At 67.6% G+C, this 18483-nt stretch carries 10 protein-coding genes and 1 tRNA gene; 5 read left to right on the top strand and 6 right to left on the bottom strand.

Annotated elements, in window-relative coordinates; genetic code table 11:
• The first annotated feature begins 2 nt into the window (after positions 1–2).
• The 4 genes from KXZ72_RS11285 (at position 3) to KXZ72_RS11270 (ending at position 7707) form a co-directional block, all read left to right on the top strand.
• Positions 3–4841: an ATP-dependent helicase gene (locus tag KXZ72_RS11285; protein WP_226083518.1), complete on the top strand. Its 4839-nt coding sequence runs from the start codon at positions 3–5 to the stop codon at positions 4839–4841.
• The gene (locus KXZ72_RS11280; protein ID WP_226081029.1) at positions 4834–5610 is read left to right on the top strand and encodes a DNA-formamidopyrimidine glycosylase family protein; all 777 of its coding nucleotides are present in this window, start codon (positions 4834–4836) and stop codon (positions 5608–5610) included. Before KXZ72_RS11285 ends, KXZ72_RS11280 begins: the two co-directional genes overlap by 8 nt.
• 232 nt (positions 5611–5842) lie before the next feature.
• Positions 5843–6463: a GntR family transcriptional regulator gene (locus KXZ72_RS11275; RefSeq protein WP_226081028.1), complete on the top strand. Its 621-nt coding sequence runs from the start codon at positions 5843–5845 to the stop codon at positions 6461–6463.
• A gap of 176 nt (positions 6464–6639) precedes the next feature.
• Complete coding sequence (locus KXZ72_RS11270; RefSeq protein WP_226081027.1) at positions 6640–7707, top strand: PDDEXK family nuclease; 1068 nt, start codon at positions 6640–6642, stop codon at positions 7705–7707.
• Between the two features lie 84 nt (positions 7708–7791).
• Here KXZ72_RS11270 and KXZ72_RS11265 read toward each other — a convergent pair whose 3' ends face one another.
• The 3 genes from KXZ72_RS11265 to KXZ72_RS11255 all read right to left on the bottom strand — a co-directional run bounded on the left by KXZ72_RS11265 (position 7792) and on the right by KXZ72_RS11255 (position 10862).
• On the bottom strand, positions 7792–9900 hold the full coding sequence (locus tag KXZ72_RS11265) for a Calx-beta domain-containing protein (RefSeq protein WP_226081026.1): 2109 nt from the start codon (positions 9898–9900) through the stop codon (positions 7792–7794).
• A gap of 404 nt (positions 9901–10304) precedes the next feature.
• A complete protein-coding gene (locus tag KXZ72_RS11260; RefSeq protein ID WP_226081025.1) occupies positions 10305–10625 on the bottom strand; it encodes a hypothetical protein in 321 nt (106 codons plus the stop codon).
• A 147-nt stretch (positions 10626–10772) separates the two neighbouring features.
• Positions 10773–10862: transfer RNA gene (locus KXZ72_RS11255), tRNA-Ser, on the bottom strand.
• 92 nt (positions 10863–10954) lie between these two features.
• On the opposite strand from KXZ72_RS11255, the gene radA reads away from it, so the two are divergent.
• A complete protein-coding gene (gene radA, locus KXZ72_RS11250) occupies positions 10955–12310 on the top strand; it encodes a DNA repair protein RadA (protein WP_226081024.1) in 1356 nt (451 codons plus the stop codon).
• On the opposite strand, the gene KXZ72_RS11245 is transcribed toward radA, so the two are convergent.
• The 3 genes from KXZ72_RS11245 to KXZ72_RS11235 all read right to left on the bottom strand — a co-directional run bounded on the left by KXZ72_RS11245 (position 12307) and on the right by KXZ72_RS11235 (position 18442).
• On the bottom strand, positions 12307–12702 hold the full coding sequence (locus KXZ72_RS11245; protein ID WP_318999869.1) for an SseB family protein: 396 nt from the start codon (positions 12700–12702) through the stop codon (positions 12307–12309). The genes radA and KXZ72_RS11245 overlap by 4 nt on opposite strands.
• A gap of 22 nt (positions 12703–12724) precedes the next feature.
• The gene (locus KXZ72_RS11240) at positions 12725–13348 is read right to left on the bottom strand and encodes a hypothetical protein (protein WP_226081022.1); all 624 of its coding nucleotides are present in this window, start codon (positions 13346–13348) and stop codon (positions 12725–12727) included.
• 171 nt (positions 13349–13519) lie between these two features.
• Positions 13520–18442, bottom strand: a complete 4923-nt coding sequence (locus tag KXZ72_RS11235) for an ExeM/NucH family extracellular endonuclease (RefSeq protein WP_226081021.1) — start codon at positions 18440–18442, stop codon at positions 13520–13522.
• Between the last annotated feature and the right edge of the window lie 41 nt (positions 18443–18483).

The raw sequence follows: 18483 nt of genomic DNA, 5'->3' as shown, positions 1-18483 counted from the left end.
GGATCTCCGCGCACTCCGCCGCGGCCGATCCGCTGGGGCGGTTCGGCGCGGCCACCCGGGAATGGTTCCGTGGGTCCTTTCCCGCGCCCACCGCGGCCCAGGCCGGCGCGTGGCAGGCCATCTCGGGCGGCCATCACGCGCTGATCGTGGCCCCCACCGGCTCGGGAAAAACCCTCTCGGCCTTTCTCTGGGCCATCGATACCCTCACCGCCACGCCGCGACCCGAGGGCGTGGGCACCCGGGTGCTCTACGTCTCGCCGTTGAAGGCCCTCGGGGTGGACGTGGAGCGCAACCTGCGCGCCCCGCTCGGCGGTATCCAGCACACCGCCACCCGGCTGGGCCTGCCCGCCGAACCGGTGAGCGTGGGCGTGCGCTCGGGCGATACCCCCGCGGCCGAGCGCCGCACCCTGATCAAAAATCCGCCCGATATCCTCATCACCACGCCCGAATCGCTCTATCTGATGCTCACGAGCCAGGCGCGCGAGAGCCTGCGCGGCGTGGAGACCATCATCATCGACGAGATCCACGCGGTGGCCTCAACCAAGCGCGGCGCGCATCTTGCGCTCACGCTGGAACGCCTGGACGAGCTGGTGGACTCCCCCGTGCAGCGCATCGGGCTCTCGGCCACGGTGCGCCCACGCGAGGAGGTGGCCCGCTTCCTCGGCGGGGTGGCGCCAGTCATGATCGTCGCCCCGGCCTCCCAAAAAACCTTCGACCTGCGCGTGCTGGTGCCCGTGCCGGATATGACCGATATCGCGCCCCGGGCCTCCGCCGAGGGGGCCACCGAGGGCGCGCTCACGGGCGAGGACGCCGCGGATCGCCCGGGATCAATCTGGCCCGCGATCGAGGAGGCCATCCTCGGCCATGTGCTTGCGCATCGCTCCACGATCGTTTTTGCCAATTCCCGCCGGCTCGCCGAGCGGCTCACAGCGCACCTCAACGAGCAATATGCGCTGCTCCTGGAGGCCGAGGGCGGCCTCGGCGAGCGCGTGCTGCCGCGCCTGCCGCCCGCCGAGCTGATCGGCGGAAGCGGCCAGACCGGCGGGCTCCCAGCGGATGCCCCGCTGCTGGCGCGCGCGCATCACGGGTCGGTCTCCAAGGAACAGCGCGGCGAGATCGAGGACGCCCTTAAATCCGGCGCTCTGCGCTGCGTGGTGGCCACCTCCAGCCTGGAGCTGGGCATCGATATGGGCGAGGTGGACCTGGTGATCCAGGTGGAATCACCCCCCTCGGTGGCCAGCGGGCTTCAGCGCGTGGGGCGAGCCGGGCACCAGGTGGGCGAGGTCTCCCGCGGGTTCCTCTATCCCAAGCATCGCGCCGATCTGCTCGGTTCCGCGGTGGTGGCCGAGCGCATGGTGGCGGGCTCCATCGAGGCCATCCGGGTGCCCAGCAATCCGCTGGATATCCTCGCGCAGCAGACCGTCGCTGCCTGCGCCCTGGAACCCATCGACGTCGAGGAGTGGTTTGCGGCCGTGCGCCGCAGCGCGCCGTTTAACGGCCTGCCGCGCTCGGCCTTCGAGGCCACCCTGGACCTCGTGGCGGGGCGCTATCCGAGCGATGAATTTGCCGAGCTGCGGCCGCGCGTGCTGTGGGATCGCGAGGCCGGCACGCTTGAGGGCCGCCCCGGGGCGCAGCGCCTCGCGGTCACGAGCGGCGGCACGATCCCCGACCGCGGGCTCTTTGCGGTTTACCTGATCGGCTCGGATGCCTCGGGCACGGGCTCGCGCGTGGGTGAGCTCGACGAGGAGATGGTTTATGAATCCCGCGTGGGCGATGTTTTTGCGCTGGGCACCACCAGCTGGAAAATCCAGGAGATCACCCATGACCGCGTGATCGTGGTTCCCGCCTTTGGCCAGCCCGGGCGGCTCCCGTTCTGGCGCGGCGATGGCATCGGGCGTCCCGCGGAACTGGGCGAGGCCGTGGGGGCGTTTATCCGCGAGACCGGCGGCGGCACCCGCGAGGCCGCGCTGGCCCGGGCGGCGGCCGCGGGGCTCGACGACTACGCGGCCGATAATTTATGGTCCTATCTGGATGAGCAGCGCGCCGCCACGGGTGTCCTGCCCACCGATCGCTCGCTGGTGGTGGAGCGCTCGCGCGATGAGCTCGGCGATTGGCGGGTCATCCTGCACTCTCCCTATGGCATGCAGGTGCATGCCCCGTGGGCCCTCGCGGTGGGGGCGCGGCTGCGCGAGCGGCTGGGGCTGGACGGCTCGATCGTCGCGAGCGATGACGGCATCATCGTGCGCCTGCCCGATGCCGAGGCCGAACCCCCGGGCGCCGAGCTTTTTCTCTTTGATGCCGAGGAGCTGGAGGAGATCGTCACCGAGGAGGTGGGCGGCTCCGCGCTCTTCGCCTCGCGCTTCCGCGAGTGTGCGGCGCGGGCCCTGCTGCTGCCCAATTATTCGCCGGGCAAGCGCGCGCCGCTGTGGCAGCAGCGCCAGCGTTCGGCCCAGCTCCTGGACGTGGCCAAAAAATATCCCACGTTCCCGATCCTGCTGGAGGCGGTGCGCGAGTGCCTCCAGGATGTTTATGATGTGCCCGCGCTGCTTGCGCTGATGCGCCGCCTCGCGGCCCGCTCGGTGCGCATCGCCGAGACGGCCACGGAGTCCCCGAGCCCGTTTGCCAAGTCCCTGCTCTTTGGCTATGTGGGCTCGTTTATGTACGAGGGCGATAGCCCGCTGGCCGAGCGTAAGGCCGCGGCCCTGGCCCTGGATCCCGGGCTGCTCGCGGAGCTGCTGGGCAGGGTGGAGCTGCGCGAGCTCCTGGATCCCGAGGTATTGGAGCGCACCGAGGCCGAGCTGCAGCGCCTCGCACCCGATCGTCGCCTGCGCGGGGTCGAGGGCACCGCGGATCTGCTGCGCCTCCTCGGCCCGCTCTCCGTCGCGGAGGTCGCGGGGCGGTTGCGCGGCAACGGGGAGGATCCCGAGTCGGCGCCCGCCGAGCCGGCCGCGGCGGCCGAGTATTTGGAGGCCCTGCGGGTCGCGCGGCGCGCGCTGGCGGTGCCGATCGCGGGTGTGGAGCGGTGGATCGCCGTGGAGGATGCCGCGCGCGTGCGCGATGCGCTGGGCACCCCGCTGCCGCTGGGGCTTCCGCAGGCCTTCACCGAGCCGGTGGCCGATCCGCTGGGGGATCTGATCGCCCGCTTTGCGCGCACCCACGGCCCGTTCCGGGTGGGCGCGCTGGCCGATCGGCTGGGGTTGGGTGTGGCCGTGGTCGCGCATGCGCTTGGCCGCCTGGCCGATGAGCGGCGCGTGGTGCGCGGCGAGTTTTTGCCCTCCACGGGCGTCGCGGGTGAGGCCGCGCGCGACCAGGAGTGGTGTGATACCGAGATTCTGCGCCGGATTCGGGTGCGCTCGCTGGCTGCGCTGCGGCAGGAGGTGGAGCCGGTGGATCCGGCCACCTTTGGCCGGTTCCTGCCGTCCTGGCAGGGCATCGGCGGCGGGCTGCGCGGGGTGGATGGCGTGGCCACCGTGATCGATCAGCTGGCCGGAGTGTATCTACCCGCCTCCGCATGGGAGAGCCTCATTTTGCCGCAGCGCGTAGTGGATTATTCGCCCGCGCTGCTGGATCAGCTCACGGCCGCGGGCGAGGTGCTGTGGTCGGGCCGCGGTGCACTGCCGGGCCGCGATGGCTGGATCGCCCTGCATCCCGCCGATCTGGCCCCGCTCTCGCTGGCCCTGCCCGCCGAGGAACCCCGCGAGTTCTCCCCCGCCCAGGAGGCCGTGCTGGGGCAGCTTGCCGGCGGCGGGGCATATTTTTTCCGGCAGCTCGCGCAGGCGCGGCCCGATATCGGGGAGGCGGAGCTGGGCGAGGCCCTCTGGGAGCTGGTGTGGGCGGGGCTGATCGGCAACGATACCCTGGCGCCGCTGCGCGCCCTGACCGGCGGGGGCGGGGCGCATCGTCAGGCCCCGGTCACGCCGCGCGCGCGAATGCATCGTGGCCGCCTGGGGCGGGCCGGTTCGCTCGGCGCACTGCCCAAAAACGGGCCCGGCGGTTATGCCGTTCCGGGTTCGGTGGGCGGCCCGAGCCTGCCCGCGGCCGTATCCGGGGCGGGCCTGCGCGGGCTGCCCGAGGAGCCTGATCGCGGGGAGCCGGGAGCCCTACCGCGTCGCCCCACGCTGCCGCGGCGCGGCCTGCCGCCGCGCTCCTCGGAGGCCCCGATCACCGCGGGCCGCTGGTCGCTGTTGCCCGAGCCTGTCGGCGATGTCACGGTGCGGGCGGCGGCGGCCTCCGAACTGCTGCTTGAACGCTATGGTGTGCTGACCCGCGGCTCGGTCATGACCGAGGGCACCCCGGGTGGTTTTGCGCTGGCCTATCGGGTGCTTTCGGGGATGGAGGATGGCGGCAGCGTGCGCCGCGGCTATTTCATCGAGGGGCTCGGGGGTGCCCAGTTTGCGCGTTCGGCCACGATCGACCGGCTGCGTCAGGCGGCACTGCCCGATGATCCCGATCCCGCGCGCACACCCGTGGTGGTCACGCTGGCCGCCACCGATCCCGCAAATCCCTATGGGGCCGCGCTGGCCTGGCCCGAGGTGGCCGGGAACCTGGAGAAGAAGCATCGCCCGGGCCGCAAGGCCGGCGGCCTGGTCACGCTGGTGGATGGCCGCCTGGTGTTGTTTATGGAGCGCGGCGGCAAGAGCCTGCTCGGGTTTTCCGCGGAGGAGCCCACGCTGGCCGCGGCAATAGACTCGCTCGCCGCCGTGGTGCGGGCGGGGCGCGTGGACAGGCTCGCAATCGAACGCTTTAACGGCGAGTTTGTCCTGGCCAGTGCTGTCTCCGCGGCGCTGCGGGCGGCGGGCTTCACGGAGACTCCGCGCGGGTTGAGGCTGCGTCGTGCCTGAGGGAGATACGCTTTTTCGGGCGGCCCGCAATCTTAACCGCGAGCTCGCGGGGCATGTGGTCACGGGCTGGGATCTGCGGGTGCCCGAGTATGCCACCTCCGATCTGACCGGCGCCCGGATCCACGGGGTGATCGCGCGCGGAAAAAATCTGCTGCTGCGGGTGGATGAGTTCACGCTGCATACCCACCTGCGCATGGAGGGGTCCTGGCACCTATATCGCCCGGGGTCGCCGTGGCGGCGGCCCGCGTTTCAGGCGCGCGCGGTGATCGATACCGAGCCGTGGCAGGCGGTGGGTTTTGATCTGGGCCTGGTGCGCCTCTTCCCCACGGCGCGCGAGGCCGAGGAGTTGGGCCATCTGGGGCCGGATCTGCTGGGCCCGGACTGGGATGCGGCGGAGGCGGTGCGCCGGCTCACCTCCGATCCCGCCCGGCCGATCGCGGTGGCCCTGCAGGATCAGCGTAACCTCGCGGGTCTGGGCAATGAGTATGTGAATGAGCTCTGTTTTTTGCGCGGGGTGCTGCCCACGCGCCCGGTGGCCGCGGTGGATCTTCCCCCGCTGGTGGATCTTGCGGCCCGGCTGATCCGGGCCAATCGCGATCGGGCCCAGCGCATCACCACGGGAGATGCGCGTCCCGGCCGCAGCGACTGGGTATTTGCGCGCGAGCGCCGCCCGTGTCGGCGCTGCGGCACGCCGATTCGGAAGGGCCGGATTGGCGCGGATGCCACGCGGCTGCGCGATAGCTATTGGTGTCCGCGCTGCCAGACCTAGCGGGGCGGCACGCCGGATTTCGCGGATTCCGTGCCGGCGGGCTGAATATCCTATAGGATTCTTATGCACGCTCGAATGCGTGGCCGCCCGGGAGGGCGGGCCGCCACGCAGGACCGCCAGAAGCGGGTAGCGTGCACACGTTTGTCCCAAAGGAGGGTTCACCGTGCCGCCAGAATCGCGCCCATCGGCCGGCCATAGCCGTGCCGAGAGCCCCGCAGAATACGCGTTTTCAGTGCTCTTTAACGGCCTCCTCGCCGGGGACTATCCGGTGGGCACGGATCTTAATATCGAGCGTCTCACCCGCGAATTCTCCCTCCCCTCCGCGGCCCTGCGCGTGGCGCTGGCCCGGATGGCCGAGTCCGGCCTGGTGCAGCGCAGTGGGCTCGACTATCGGGTGGCCCCGCCGTGGACCCCGCGGGAACTCGCCGACCTGATGGACGCGCGCCTCGTGATTGAACCCGAGATGACCGCGCTCGCCTGCCGCCGCGCTGCACCCGATTTTCTCGCGGAACTCACCGCCGCCCACGAGGACCTGATCCTCGCCGCCGCGGGAGAGCGCCCCAATGCCCACCGCTTCTGGGCCGCGGATGAGCGCTTCCACCGGGTGATCGCCCGGCACTGCGGCAACCGCCCACTCGGCAGCGCCTATACAGCGCTCGGCGGGCACGTGCAGCACTTCCGGCTCTATGGCGCGCGCGGATTCTCGGATGCCGAGCTTGCGATCGCCGAGCATGCCGATATCCTCGCGGCAATGCGCGCGGGGGACGAACCCGCCGCCCGCTCAGCGATGTGCGCGCATGTGGACAGGGTACGCCATCACGCGCTGGCCGACCGCGCCGCCGCACGACCCTAGCCCGGCGCAGCACCCGCCGGACCGTTAACGGGGACCGAGCGCGCCACCACGCACCGGCCGGCCCCGCCGCCGCCGCCGCAGGATTCTCGCCCGGCGCGGCGGCCGCTAGGGTGGGGTTGCCCGGAGGTTTTACCGGGTTGTCCACGGAAGGAAATTCACGGCATATGGGTATGGAAATGGGTCTCTGGCGGGCCGATGGGGAGCGACTCACCCGCATTATCCCCACCTCGGTGGGGTTGGAGGCGCAGCTGGAGGGCTATATTGAATCCGATCCATCGATGCTCGGCGAAACCCTCCTGATCATCGGCCGGCAGGTGGCCACCGCGTTTGGCGGTTTCATCGATCTGCTGGCCATCGACGAATCGGCCACGGTGCACGTGATCGAATTGAAGCGCGACCGCACCCCGCGCGATGTCACGGCCCAGGCCCTGGACTATGGCTCCTGGGTATCCACCCTCGGCCGCGCTGATATCGATACAATCTTCGCCGCCTATCGCCCCGGGGTGGCCCTCGAGGAGGCGTTTGAGGAGCGCTTCGGCGGGATCCTCCCGGAGGAGGTGAATGCCACGCAGGTCTTCACAATCGTCGCCGCGTCCGTGGATGCCGCCACCGAACGCATCGTGCGCTTCCTCAACGAGGACTTTGGCATCCCCATTAACGTGGTCTTTTTCCGGCATTTCCGAGATGGCGCGCAGTCCTATCTGGCCCGCACCTGGCTCGTGGAGCAGGAGACCGCGGCGCTCGCGGCCGGCACGCGGAAGACTAAATCCCGCGAACCGTGGAACGGGCAGGACTGGTATGCCTCGTTTGGGGAGGCGCCGGGCGGGCGACAGTGGAGCGATGGGCTCACCTATGGCTTTGTCTCGGGCGGCGGCGATCTCTGGTTCTCTCGCACCCTCAAAAACCTGCTCCCCGGGGCGCGCGTGTTTGTGTGCATCCCGAAGGTGGGTTATGTGGGTGTGGGCACGGTACTGGCTGAGGCCACACGCTTCCATGCGGCCCGGGTGCTGCACGAGGGTATTTCCCGCCCGCTACACGAGCTTCCGCTCGCGGGTGATTATGGCCGCGCCGAGGACGAGGATAATGCCGCGGAGTGGGTGGTCCCGATCGAGTGGACCCATGCCGTGCCGCGCGAGCGGGGATTCTGGCGGCCCGGTATGTTTGCCAATCAGAATACGGCGGCCAAGCTACGCAATCAGTTCACGATTGATCAGGTCTCCGCGGCCTTTGGTCTGATCGACTAGCGCGGCTCCCCGGGGCGGCACGACTACGGCCACGCGGGCAGATGCCCGCGTGGCCGTAGTGTGTTGTGTGTTCCGGCTCCGGGGTTAGGCCCGGCGGCGCCGGATCAGGCCCAGGGCGGTAATTCCCGCGGCCAGGAGGACGATCCCAAGACCGGCCCAGGCACCGGGTGAGGCCCCGGTATCCACGAGTCCGCCGGGCTGCTGAGCGGTCCCGGCCGACTGCGTCGGGGTGGGTGCGGGCTGCGTCGGGTTCGCGCCCGGAGCGGTGGGGGTCGGGCTCGGCGTGGGCGTGACCGCCTCGGTAGAGGCTGGGTACAGGATCACTCCGGCCGCACTCGCAATCACACCAACCTCCGCATAGGCGCTCGGATTCATGAGCTCAATCCGGAAGTCACGGTCATAGGCCGCATAGGTTCCCGTGGGGGCACCCGCGGTAGTCACCCGCACGGTCTTGGGGGCGGTATCCCCCGCGGCCCAGGTCAGCACGCTGGTCACGGCGGTGTACTGCTCCCCCGCCACGGCCGTTCCATTGGAGGTACGCACGCCCACGCTTACGGCGCCGTCCCATCCGCCCTCGGGCACGGTGCGGCGCACGGTGAACTCAAATTCTTCACCCGCGTTTTTCTCCTGATCCGGACCGATCACAAACACGCTGCTGCGCAGCTGCACGGCCGAGATGGTGATCTCCTGGGTGATGGTATTGCCCAGCGCATCCACGGCGTTCACGGTGACCTGTGTATCGCCGGGGGTGGGCGGGACACCGGTGAGGACCCCGGTGGTGGTATTCAGTTCCAGCCAGTCCGGGGCATCCCCACTGAAACCGTATTCGGTCACGGGAAAGCCCTCGGTGATCGTGAGCTGGTGGCTGAATCCGCGGTCCACCGTGGCGTCGATGCTATCCACGCTCGTGAATACGCTGTCCACGATGGGGAGCGTGACCGCACCACGGAAGGTGGTGCCGGACTCGGACCTTAAGAACTCATAAATCAGGGGCTGGCCACTCGCCAGGCCGGTGAAGCGGAGCACGGGCAGAGCGGGGTCGGCACTGACCCGGGAGGCATTATTTCCGAGGGGGTTCAGCCCGGGGAAGGTCTCTCCGTCGCGCAGTGTCACCTGGCCCGCGGCATCCATGCGAAAGCTTGTGGCCCCGAGCGGCACGTACTGCACCGGTCCGGCAAAGTTCTGCGCACTAACCTGCAGGCTGGAACTACTATCACCCACCCAGAGGCCGACCAGGCTCGAGATTTCATTGCCCGAGGCGTTAAGAGAGGTGAGCTGCGTGCTGGCGGCCAGCGGCGCCAGCGTGCTGGTCTTGGTGGCTTCGATGTCCAGGTTTGTCAGCATCGGCTTATTCGCGAGGGCATCGATACCCCCGGTGAGCTTGCTAAAGCGCACAAAAACGGTGCGCAGCTGGTCCAGGTTTTCGATTCCCGCGAGGGAGGTGATGCCGGTGGAAATCGCACTCAGCGAGCGCAGGTTGAGCATTCCGGCGATCGGCTCCAGCGTGGTCACCCCGGTACTGGATAGCGCGAGTGAGGTGAGCCCGGTGAGGCCCGCGATCGGGGTCAGGTCACTCACCCCCGTGGAACCGAAGTTCAGGGTGCGCAGGGCCGAGAGCGTGCCGAGGGGCGTCAGATCGGTGAGTGTGGCATTTTCGGAGATATTCAAGCTCGTGATGCGGGAGAGGTCCGCGAGCGGGGTCAGGTCGGTCAGGGCCGACAGCTTGGTCAGGTTCAGCGTTCCCGAGAGCGGCAGACCGCTGAGGGGCGAGAGATCGGTGAGCACCGGGCTTCCGGAGATCGTGACCGTGCGCAAGCGCGGGGCCGCAGCCAATCCGGCGAGCGCGGCATTGCTCAGGGAGGCTACGTTAAGTGTCATGGTGGTCACGGCCGGTGCCGCGGCGAGCCCGTCCAGAGCGGTGGGGGCATCCAGGGTATGCTTATACCCCTGCAGGTTCACATTGCTTACCCCGGTGGCACCCGCAAAACCATCGAAGCTGCTGATGGCCTCCTTGGCACAGGTCAGGGTGCCCGAGAGCGCGGCCAGATCCTCGGTGGTGATATCGGCGGTGGCGGCGCGGTCGCCGCCCAGCTCGGCGTTAATACACGCGGCAAGCGCCTCATCGGTGATTTCCCCGTACGCTGCATGCGCCGGTGCGGCGGCCATGAGCCCCGCGGGTACTGCTATCGCCACGGCGGCGATCGCTACCCCAAGCCGTCGCCACCCCCGCGCCTTAGTTTCATGAATATCGTTCATTAGGCCTCCCGGCGTGCGTCACTGCTACTCCAAGGCATTCGCTGCCCCCGGGCCGAGGGTATAACAGTCGTCATCCAATTACTAGAACCCGGTTCCGGTGCCCCGCGTTTATGGGGCAAAAGACCCAAAAATCGAATCTACGCCCCCGCTTCCCGCGCGAATAGCCACCTGTGGATGCCATCCACCGCTAGCAGAAGCGACTCCGACCACCTGTCATCATGCCTTTCACTCGGGGTGGGACTGGGCCTCGTGAACGATACTATTCACCCGTGATAACCACATTCCAGCCACGGCTGTATGGGCTATTCATCGGAGTTGCACAGCGATGCGGGCCCGTGCTCTTAGCCCACCGCCGGCTTTCGCGGCGGTGTCACTATGAACGGCTGGTGGTTAAAGAACCCGTTTCTCGCCTCGAGGATCAGCCGCTGACCCGCGCCGATCTCCACCCTGGATTCCACCAGGCCGAGTGCGCCCGTGCCACCGCGATATCGAGCCCCGACGGCGATCCGATGGACCCCCGCACCGGCATCAACCCGATATGGCTGCCCCCATCGCGCGGTGTGGTCCACGCCGTCGAAGCGGATAACCGGACGCGCGAAGAGACGCAAAAACCATCCGTTGATCCAGTGCGTGCGGGGCGTCACCACAACCGAGGAGTTCATGCTCACCATCCTGCCATCCCCGCAGGGCGCCGGCCCGTGACAGGTGTGTGACCGAGCCCGGGACGCGGGAGGCCCTCCGGCTATTCTTGGCACCCGAGGAAATAAAAACCCCCGCAGTTCTGAAAACAGAACCTGCGGGGGTTTTAGTGGCGGTGACGGTGGGATTTGAACCCACGGTAGGGGTGAACCTACACAACATTTCGAGTGTTGCACCTTCGGCCGCTCGGACACGTCACCGAGAACGAGTTTAGGGGATCGTGGCCCGCGATGCGAATCGAGGCCCAAAAAGGCTTTTTCCGCGTGTCGGGGGTGGGCGCTACGGTGGAGACATGGCCAAGATCGTTTCCCCCTTCATCTGTAGCGAGTGCGGCTGGAAGGCCGCCAAGTGGATCGGCCGCTGCGGGGAATGCCAGCAGTGGGGCACCATCGTGGAGGTGGGTCACGAGCCCGGGGCGCCGCGCGTGAGCGCCGCCAATGTCTCGCGCGAGCGCAGCGCCCGCCCCATCACCACCGTCACCGAAAACGAGCTCACGCACTGGCCCAGCGGCATCGGCGAGCTCGACCGCGTGCTCGGCGGCGGCATCGTCCCCGGCGCGGCCATCCTCCTCTCCGGCGAGCCCGGCGTGGGTAAGTCCACGCTCCTGCTGGAGGTCGCCGCGCGCGTGGCCCGCTCCGGCGCCCGCGTCCTCTACGTCAGCGCCGAGGAATCGGTGGGGCAGGTCACGCTGCGCGCCAAGCGCACCAACGCCCTCGAGGAATCGCTTTATATCGCCTCCGAAACCGACCTCTCGGTGCTGCTCGGCCAGGTAGAGGCCATCAACCCGCAGCTACTCATCGTGGACTCCGTACAAACCATCTCCAGCGAGGCCTCCGATGGCCTCGCCGGCCAGCCCGCGCAGGTACGCGAGGTGGCACAAACCCTCGTGCGCCTCGCCAAGGCCCGCAACCTCCCCGTCCTCATCGTGGGCCACGTCACCAAGGACGGCAGCATCGCCGGCCCCAGGCTCCTCGAACACCTGGTCGACGTGGTGTGCCATTTTGAGGGCGATAGGCAGACCGCCCTGCGCTTTGTCCGCGCCCTCAAAAACCGTTTTGGCCCCACCGATGAGGTGGGCTGTTTTGAAATGACCGGCGACGGCATCGCCGAAGTCCCCGACCCCAGCGCCCTATTCATCAGCAAGGGCGAGCCCGTCTCCGGCACCTGCGTCACCATCGCCATGGAGGGCCGCCGCCCCCTGCCCGTGGAGGTGCAGGCCCTCGTGAGCGCCTCCAGCACCCCCAACCCCCGCCGCGTCACCAACGGCGTAGACGGCGCGCGCGTCGCCATGATCCTCGCGGTCCTGGAACGCCGCGCGGGCTTTAAAGTCTCCGATAAAGACGTCTACGTCTCCACCGTCGGCGGCGTGCGGCTCAGCGAACCCGGTGCCGACCTGGCCATCGCCATCGCGGTGGCCTCCTCACTCAAAAACTTCGCCGTGCCACATACCCTCGCGGCCATCGGAGAAATCTCCCTCGCCGGCGAGGTGCGTCCAGTGGTCGGGGCCCGCCAGCGCGCGGCCGAGGCAGGCCGACTCGGCTATTCCCGCGTACTCGACCACGAAACCGCGGGCATTAAAGTAGCCCTGATCGAGGCCGAATCCGCCGCGGGCTCCGCGCGCGACCGCGAACTCGATCGCGCCTTTTAAAGGTCCAAAACCCGCATAATCTCCGCGGCCGGGGCCTGCATCGGATGCGGCCCGGCAATATCAAAAAACACCGTATCAATATCCTCGCCATGCAGGCGCAGGAAATCATGCAGCCACAGCCCCTTATGCAGCGCCACAAACGGCGGCAGCGCCGCCGGCTTATTGGCCGCATCGGAAAACAGCAGCAGCGCGAGCTTGCCGCTCTCCGGCTGGCGATAAAGCCACACATCGCCGGTATTGGTATCGGTGGGCTTATCGCGCTGCCCCGGCTTCATCAGCGGCACCACAAAGGTGTCATTGCGCAGGGCAAAGGCCACGGCCGCCATATCCTGCTTTTCCAACGCCTCCGCGAGGGCATCGGAACGGAAACTCGGCTGCTTCTTTTTTGCCATACCGACCATTGTGCCAGGAAGGTTACTCGAGCACGAACTGCTTCGTATTGGTGCTCTTAATGCCGTCCAGGCTCACCACCAGATGATAGGAGGCGCCACCCGTGGGAACCGGGGCACGCTCCTCCTCACAGGTCTTCACATCGGAACGGGTGCGGTCCCAATCCAGGGCCGCCGAGGACTCCACGGTCTCGCCCGATTTCAACACGCTCGTCTGATCCGAGGGCTGCGTCTGGCAATCGGTGGAACGCCAATAGGTTTCCGAGCCGCTGCTGATCGTAAAGACCTGCTTGCTGGTGCCCACATTCAGCGAGCAATCGGCATTGCCGGTATTGGTGATCGACAGCTTCAGCTTCGGATTCTCCCCCGCCGCATAGGAGGACTTATCGGTGATAGCGCTCACCACCACCGCCGAGGGATCACACGCGGGCTCCGCGTTTTTGGCCTCGGCCCCGGGGGACGCCGTGGCCGAGGACGTCACGGGCAGCGGATCGGTTTTTGCGTTGGGCTTATCCGAACGCGAACCGGGCTGCCAAATCAGCAGGGCGATCACGGCCACCACCGCAACCAGGACCAGCAGCACCGTTAGCCGCCGCCGCGCATATACCTTCTTGGGCAGCCGCTGCCCACCGGTCTCGTTCGTGCTCATGCACTTTAGGATATCCGCGACACGCCCCGTTTGGGGCTCGCCCCGCCCGCCACGCGGCCGATACCCGGGATTCGGCCGAAAAAGCCGCCCACGCCGACGCATCCCACCCCAAAAACACCGGGGCCCGGCACACCCCCAAGGATGTGCCGGGCCCCGGCAGGAACAGGCAGCCTAGGCGGCCTCGGCCCCCGCCTCGCGGCGGCGCAGCAGGAACACGGTGGCCCCCGCCGCCAGCAGCAGGAACGCAATGCCTCCCACTGCCCAGGGCACGGTGGTACCCGTTCCCGGCAGGGCGCCGGCGTTACCGCCGCTACCCGGCTGAGTCACGCCCGGCGTACCCGGCGTCTCTGCACCCGGCGTCTCGGCACCCGGCGTACCGGTCTCGGCGGCCAGCACGGTCACCGCGGTCCAGCCGAGGACGTTGCCGGCCTCATCCTGCACCGACAGGCGGTGTGCACCCAGCGCAATATCCGCGGGGATCAGCACACTGATGCGACCCTCGGCACCCGCGGGAACTACCCCCGCGGTCAGCGCGGCGGGCGTGGAATACAGCCAGGCGCTCACGCTCTTCTCGCGCAGCACATCACCGGATACCGTCACGGTGGCACCCGGCGTGACCGTACCGGTCACGGAGACCAGGTCACGCAGGTCGGCGGTCAGCGCCTCCGGGGCGGCCGGGGTAACCCCCGAGGCCACACCGATGGTCAGCGGAACGCGCACCACGGTCTTGGACTCCATGGCCGTGAGCACGAGGCTCGTGGCCCCGGCCGCGGCATCGGCCGGCACCTGGAAGGTGACCCGGCTGGCGCCCTCGGCCACGGTGGCGGTGCCCAGCGGCACGCCGCCCAGCTCGATACCCAGCGTGGTGTTAAGCGGCGAACCCTTGGAGGTCAGGTCCAGCTTGGACACGCTCAGCGTCACCGTCTCGCCCGGGGCCACGGCCGCGGTCGGAACTCCCTGCACCTGCACGCTGCGGCGGGCAAAATCGGGGCCAACCGGGGCGTGGGCGCCCAGATAGCTGACCCAGGCATCGCGGTCGATCAGGCCCGAATCGCGGGTGTCCTTACCGTTCTTGAACTCCCAGAAGTTATCACCACCGGTCAGCAGGAAGCTGAACGATCCGATGCGATACTCACGCTCGGCATCGATCGGAGCCCCGTTGACGGAGATCGACGTGATCCGGTCTCCCTGCTTCCGCTCGGCATCAAACGTATAGGACACGTTCTTCGACAGCCCCAGCTGCAGATACGGGCGGGACGGCACCTTGCCGTCCTTATCCAGCTGCCACTGCTGCTCCAGGATCGTCTTGAACTGCGCACCGGTGAGGGTGGTGGTCCACAGGTTATTCAGGAACGGCAGCACCGCATTGGCATCGGCAAAGGACACATCGCCCTTGGGGAGCTCCTCGCGCATTCCGCCGGGGTTCACGACGCCGATCTCGGCACCGCCCAGGCGGGGATCCCGGAGCGAGTCCAGGAGCGAATCGGCCACCAGGCCACCGAGGGTGGACTCGGCCGAGCGGTCATCCTTCACACCGTTATTAAACGCACGGGTGATATCGGCGGAGGCCTCCGAAACCTTCTTATTGCCCAGCTCATCGGCCTTGGCCAGGGCGTCGGCCACGATCGTGTTGACCTCGGCCACGGCCGGGAACTGCGCGATCAGATCGGCATCGGCGGTGCTCACGCGCGAAACATTGCGTGCGGTATAGGCCGAGACAGTGCCGGTGGCGCGCTCCACGGTCAGGGTGATCTGGCCGATGCGCTCGCCATAGCTACCGGTCTGCAGCACGGGGCGGGTCTTGCCTGCCACACCGGGAACCGGTGCATCCCAGGCATATTCCTTATGCGTGTGGCCCGTGAAGATCGCGTCCACAGCGGGGCTGGTCTCGGTCACGATCCGGGTAAACGCACCCGGGATCTTCAGCTCATCGGCCAGCGTGGCCCCATCGAGAGCGCCGGCACCGGCACCCTCGTGATACTCGGCCACGATGATATCGGCCTCGCCATTGGCGGGGTCACCATCGGTCAGGGCGGCGGCCACGCGGTTCACGGCCTCAACGGGGTCACCAAATTCCAGATCGGCAATACCGTTCGGGGACACCAGCGTGCCGGTCTCCTCGGTGATCGCGCCGATCACGGCGACCTTCAGGCCGTCCATCTCGAGGATTTCATATTCGGGAAGGGCGGGGGTTGTGGTGCCCTTGCGATATACATTGGCACCCAGATAGGCCCAACGGGCGTTTTTGCCGCCGTCGATCACGCGATCGGTCAGATCGGACATTCCCTGATCAAACTCGTGGTTTCCCACGGCCGAGGCGCGCAGGTTCAGCGCGTTCAGCACGTCGATTGCGGGCTGATCCAGCTGGCTGGAGGACGCAAACTCGCTCGCGCCGATATTATCTCCGGCGGAAAGCAGCGCGCTCTGATCGGGGCGCAGCCCCGCCTTCAGGCCCTCCACGGTTCCGGCAAACTTCACCGTATTCGGGTTGATGCGGCCGTGGAAATCGTTGATATTGAGCAGGTTCACGGTGGCCGTGGCGGGGGCGGAGCCGCCCGCGTTGAAGCCCACGATCACGGGATCGTGATCGCTCGAACGGAAGGCATCCGCCCGATACAGATCGGTCACGTTATTGTTATAGCGCGAGTATTCCAGGCCCACCGACTCCACCGAGTTGATATTCCAGACATCGGCTCCCACCACGGCGGCATCGGCCGCGGGCGAGGCGAAGACGTGGTCGAGCGAGCCGACCGCGCCGTCATAGGCATATGTGAACTTGCCGGTCTTGGCCTCCTGGCTGATATAGCCGGCGGAGGTCAGCACCAGGATCGGGTCCTCGGCGTCATAGGAGTTGAAGTCTCCCACCAGGAAGACCTTCTCCGTCTTGACCTGCTTCTTCATGGAGTCGGCGAAGGCCACGAGGGCCTGGGCCTGCCGGGTGCGGTCGCCGTTAAAGCCACCCACGCCGTTTTTGAGATCCACGTTATCCCCGGTGGCTCCCGTGGAGCCCTTGGACTTAAAGTGGTTGGAGATCACGAGGAACTTCTCGGCGTCGCCGCCGTTTTTGGTGGTGAAGGGCTGCGCATCGGGCTCGCGGGCGTTCTTAAACGCATCGCTGCCCTTCAGAATCTTGCCCTCGCCCGCGGGCTTCACCACGGCGGGGTTATAGATAAATCCGGTGCGGATCACGTCCTCGTCCTTCGCGTCGGGACGCTCGTTCGGCGAGGTCACCGCGGCCCAACGCTCGGAACCGGAGGCACGATTCAGCGCCGCCACGAGGGTTTTCAGGGCCGCATCGCGGTCCTGTCCCAGCTTGGCGGAGTTCTCGATCTCCTCGAGGGAGACCACATCGGCGTCAAGCGCGTTAATGGCCGCGATGATCTTGGCCTGCTGGCGCTCGAGGCTCTGGGCCGTGGCCGCTCCGCGCACACCACAGCCGGGTGCATCGGACTTATTCACCGTGATCTTATTGCCGTCACGGTCGGTATAGAACGTGCAGCCGTTGCGGGACTCCCCCGTGGTGGGGAAATAGTTCAGCACGTTAAAGGTGGCGAGCTTCACGTCTCCACCCACGGGCCGCGGGGCCTCGGTGCGGGTGTTTTCAAACGTCGCGGGCGCGTTCTGGCTACCGGATACGGGCGCGGTGGGCTGGAAGCGCCACGCGTCGTTGCGGTAGTCGAGGATGACCGGCGCGGTGAAGTCCACGGCGGCACCCACGCGCACGGGGTTTTCATTGCTCAGATAGGACACCGGGATGGCCTTATTGGCGGCACCGAGGAAATTGGTCGAGGCTCCGTCATCGAGGCGCACGGCCTCGGCCTGGATGCGCTTCTGCGCCGCCTTATATTCGGCGCTGCCCACCGGGCCCAGCACGGTCGGGTTCACGAGGGGGCTGCCCGAGGCGGCCAGACCGATATCGCCATACTGGTTGGTGGTATAGGTCTCGGTCACGGTGAATGCGCCGGTCGGGGCGAGCAGCATGCCCTCGAGCGCCTCGCGCTGGGTCTCATCCGCGGGGAAGGGCACGGCCGCGGGCAGCGGCGCGGTCAGTCCCGTGGCATCCAGCTTCTTGGCCACATCGGACGTGATCTGCGTCATGCCGAAGTATTCGGCCACGGGGCCACCCACCTCAACATAATCGCCCACGGCCACGGAACCCACGGCCTTCGGGGAATAGATAAAGATCGCATCGGACGCCTTGTGGGTGTCCAGGTTCACGGCGCCGCCGGTACCCGCGGTCTGCAGGTAGAAGCCGTTATAACCGCCGGTTGCATAAACGGCGGTCACAAAACCGGTGGTGGTCACGGTCTTGCCCACGAGGGGGCTCTCGGTTCCCGTGCCCTGAATCTCGGCGATCGTCGCGGGGACGATATCGCCGGGCTCCACGGGCGGGATGACCGGGGGCGTGGGGGTGGTGACCGGTGCGCTGGTCTCGCCCTTCGCATTGGTCGGGGTGATCGCCTCCAGCACCTTAAAGTCGTTGCCGTTATGGTCGGTATCCACCCCGCCGGTGCGGTTCAGCGAGCGCGGCTCGGTATTGGGCGAGGTATAGGCCGCGGGTGCGCCCTCAAAGGTATCGGCGGTGCCATAACCCAGCAGGTCCACCACTGCGGGATCCGGCACGGGTGCGCCGGGCTCGCCCGCGAGGGTATTGGCGGGCAGCGCCGCGGTACCGTTCACGAGGGCAATCACGCCACCGGCCGCCGCGGGGGACAGCGTGGACTTGAGGTCGGGGGTGGGCAGCTCGGCACCGTTGGTATCGTTGCTTCCCCCGGAGATCAGGTAGTGGCCGCCCGCGGGGATGCTTCCGCTCAGCGCAATCACCGTGCCGAAGGGCTTATCGCCGTTCTTCGCGGGGCGATACTGCAGCGAGAGCCCGGCGAGGGACTTCTCGGCATTGGTCGGGTTATAGAGCTCCACAAACTTATTCAGGAATGCGGCGTTTCGGCTCCCGCCGGAAATATAGGCTTCGTTAATCACCACCCCGGTGCCATCGGGTGCGGCCGCCGCCGGAAGCGCCACGAGGGGCGCTACGGCAAGACCACACAGGGAAGCGATTGCTACGGCCCGCCAGGGGTGCGTAAACAGCGACATCGATGTGTCTCCAAAGGAGTCAGTGTGCAGGGAGATGAAGG

Origin of the sequence: Mycetocola spongiae, assembly GCF_020424085.1 — a bacterium.
Lineage (GTDB): Bacteria > Actinomycetota > Actinomycetes > Actinomycetales > Microbacteriaceae > Mycetocola > Mycetocola spongiae.
Note: the sequence above shows the minus strand (reverse complement) of the source record. Positions and strands in the feature narration are given on the sequence as shown.

Coding starts and splice junctions, on each gene's coding strand:
- KXZ72_RS11270 (WP_226081027.1), top strand. CDS start 6,640: ATGGGTCTCTGGCGGGCCGATGGGGAGCGACTCACCCGCATTATCCCC.
- KXZ72_RS11260 (WP_226081025.1), bottom strand. CDS start 10,625: ATGAACTCCTCGGTTGTGGTGACGCCCCGCACGCACTGGATCAACGGA.
- radA (WP_226081024.1), top strand. CDS start 10,955: ATGGCCAAGATCGTTTCCCCCTTCATCTGTAGCGAGTGCGGCTGGAAG.
- KXZ72_RS11245 (WP_318999869.1), bottom strand. CDS start 12,702: ATGGCAAAAAAGAAGCAGCCGAGTTTCCGTTCCGATGCCCTCGCGGAG.
- KXZ72_RS11240 (WP_226081022.1), bottom strand. CDS start 13,348: ATGAGCACGAACGAGACCGGTGGGCAGCGGCTGCCCAAGAAGGTATAT.
- KXZ72_RS11235 (WP_226081021.1), bottom strand. CDS start 18,442: ATGTCGCTGTTTACGCACCCCTGGCGGGCCGTAGCAATCGCTTCCCTG.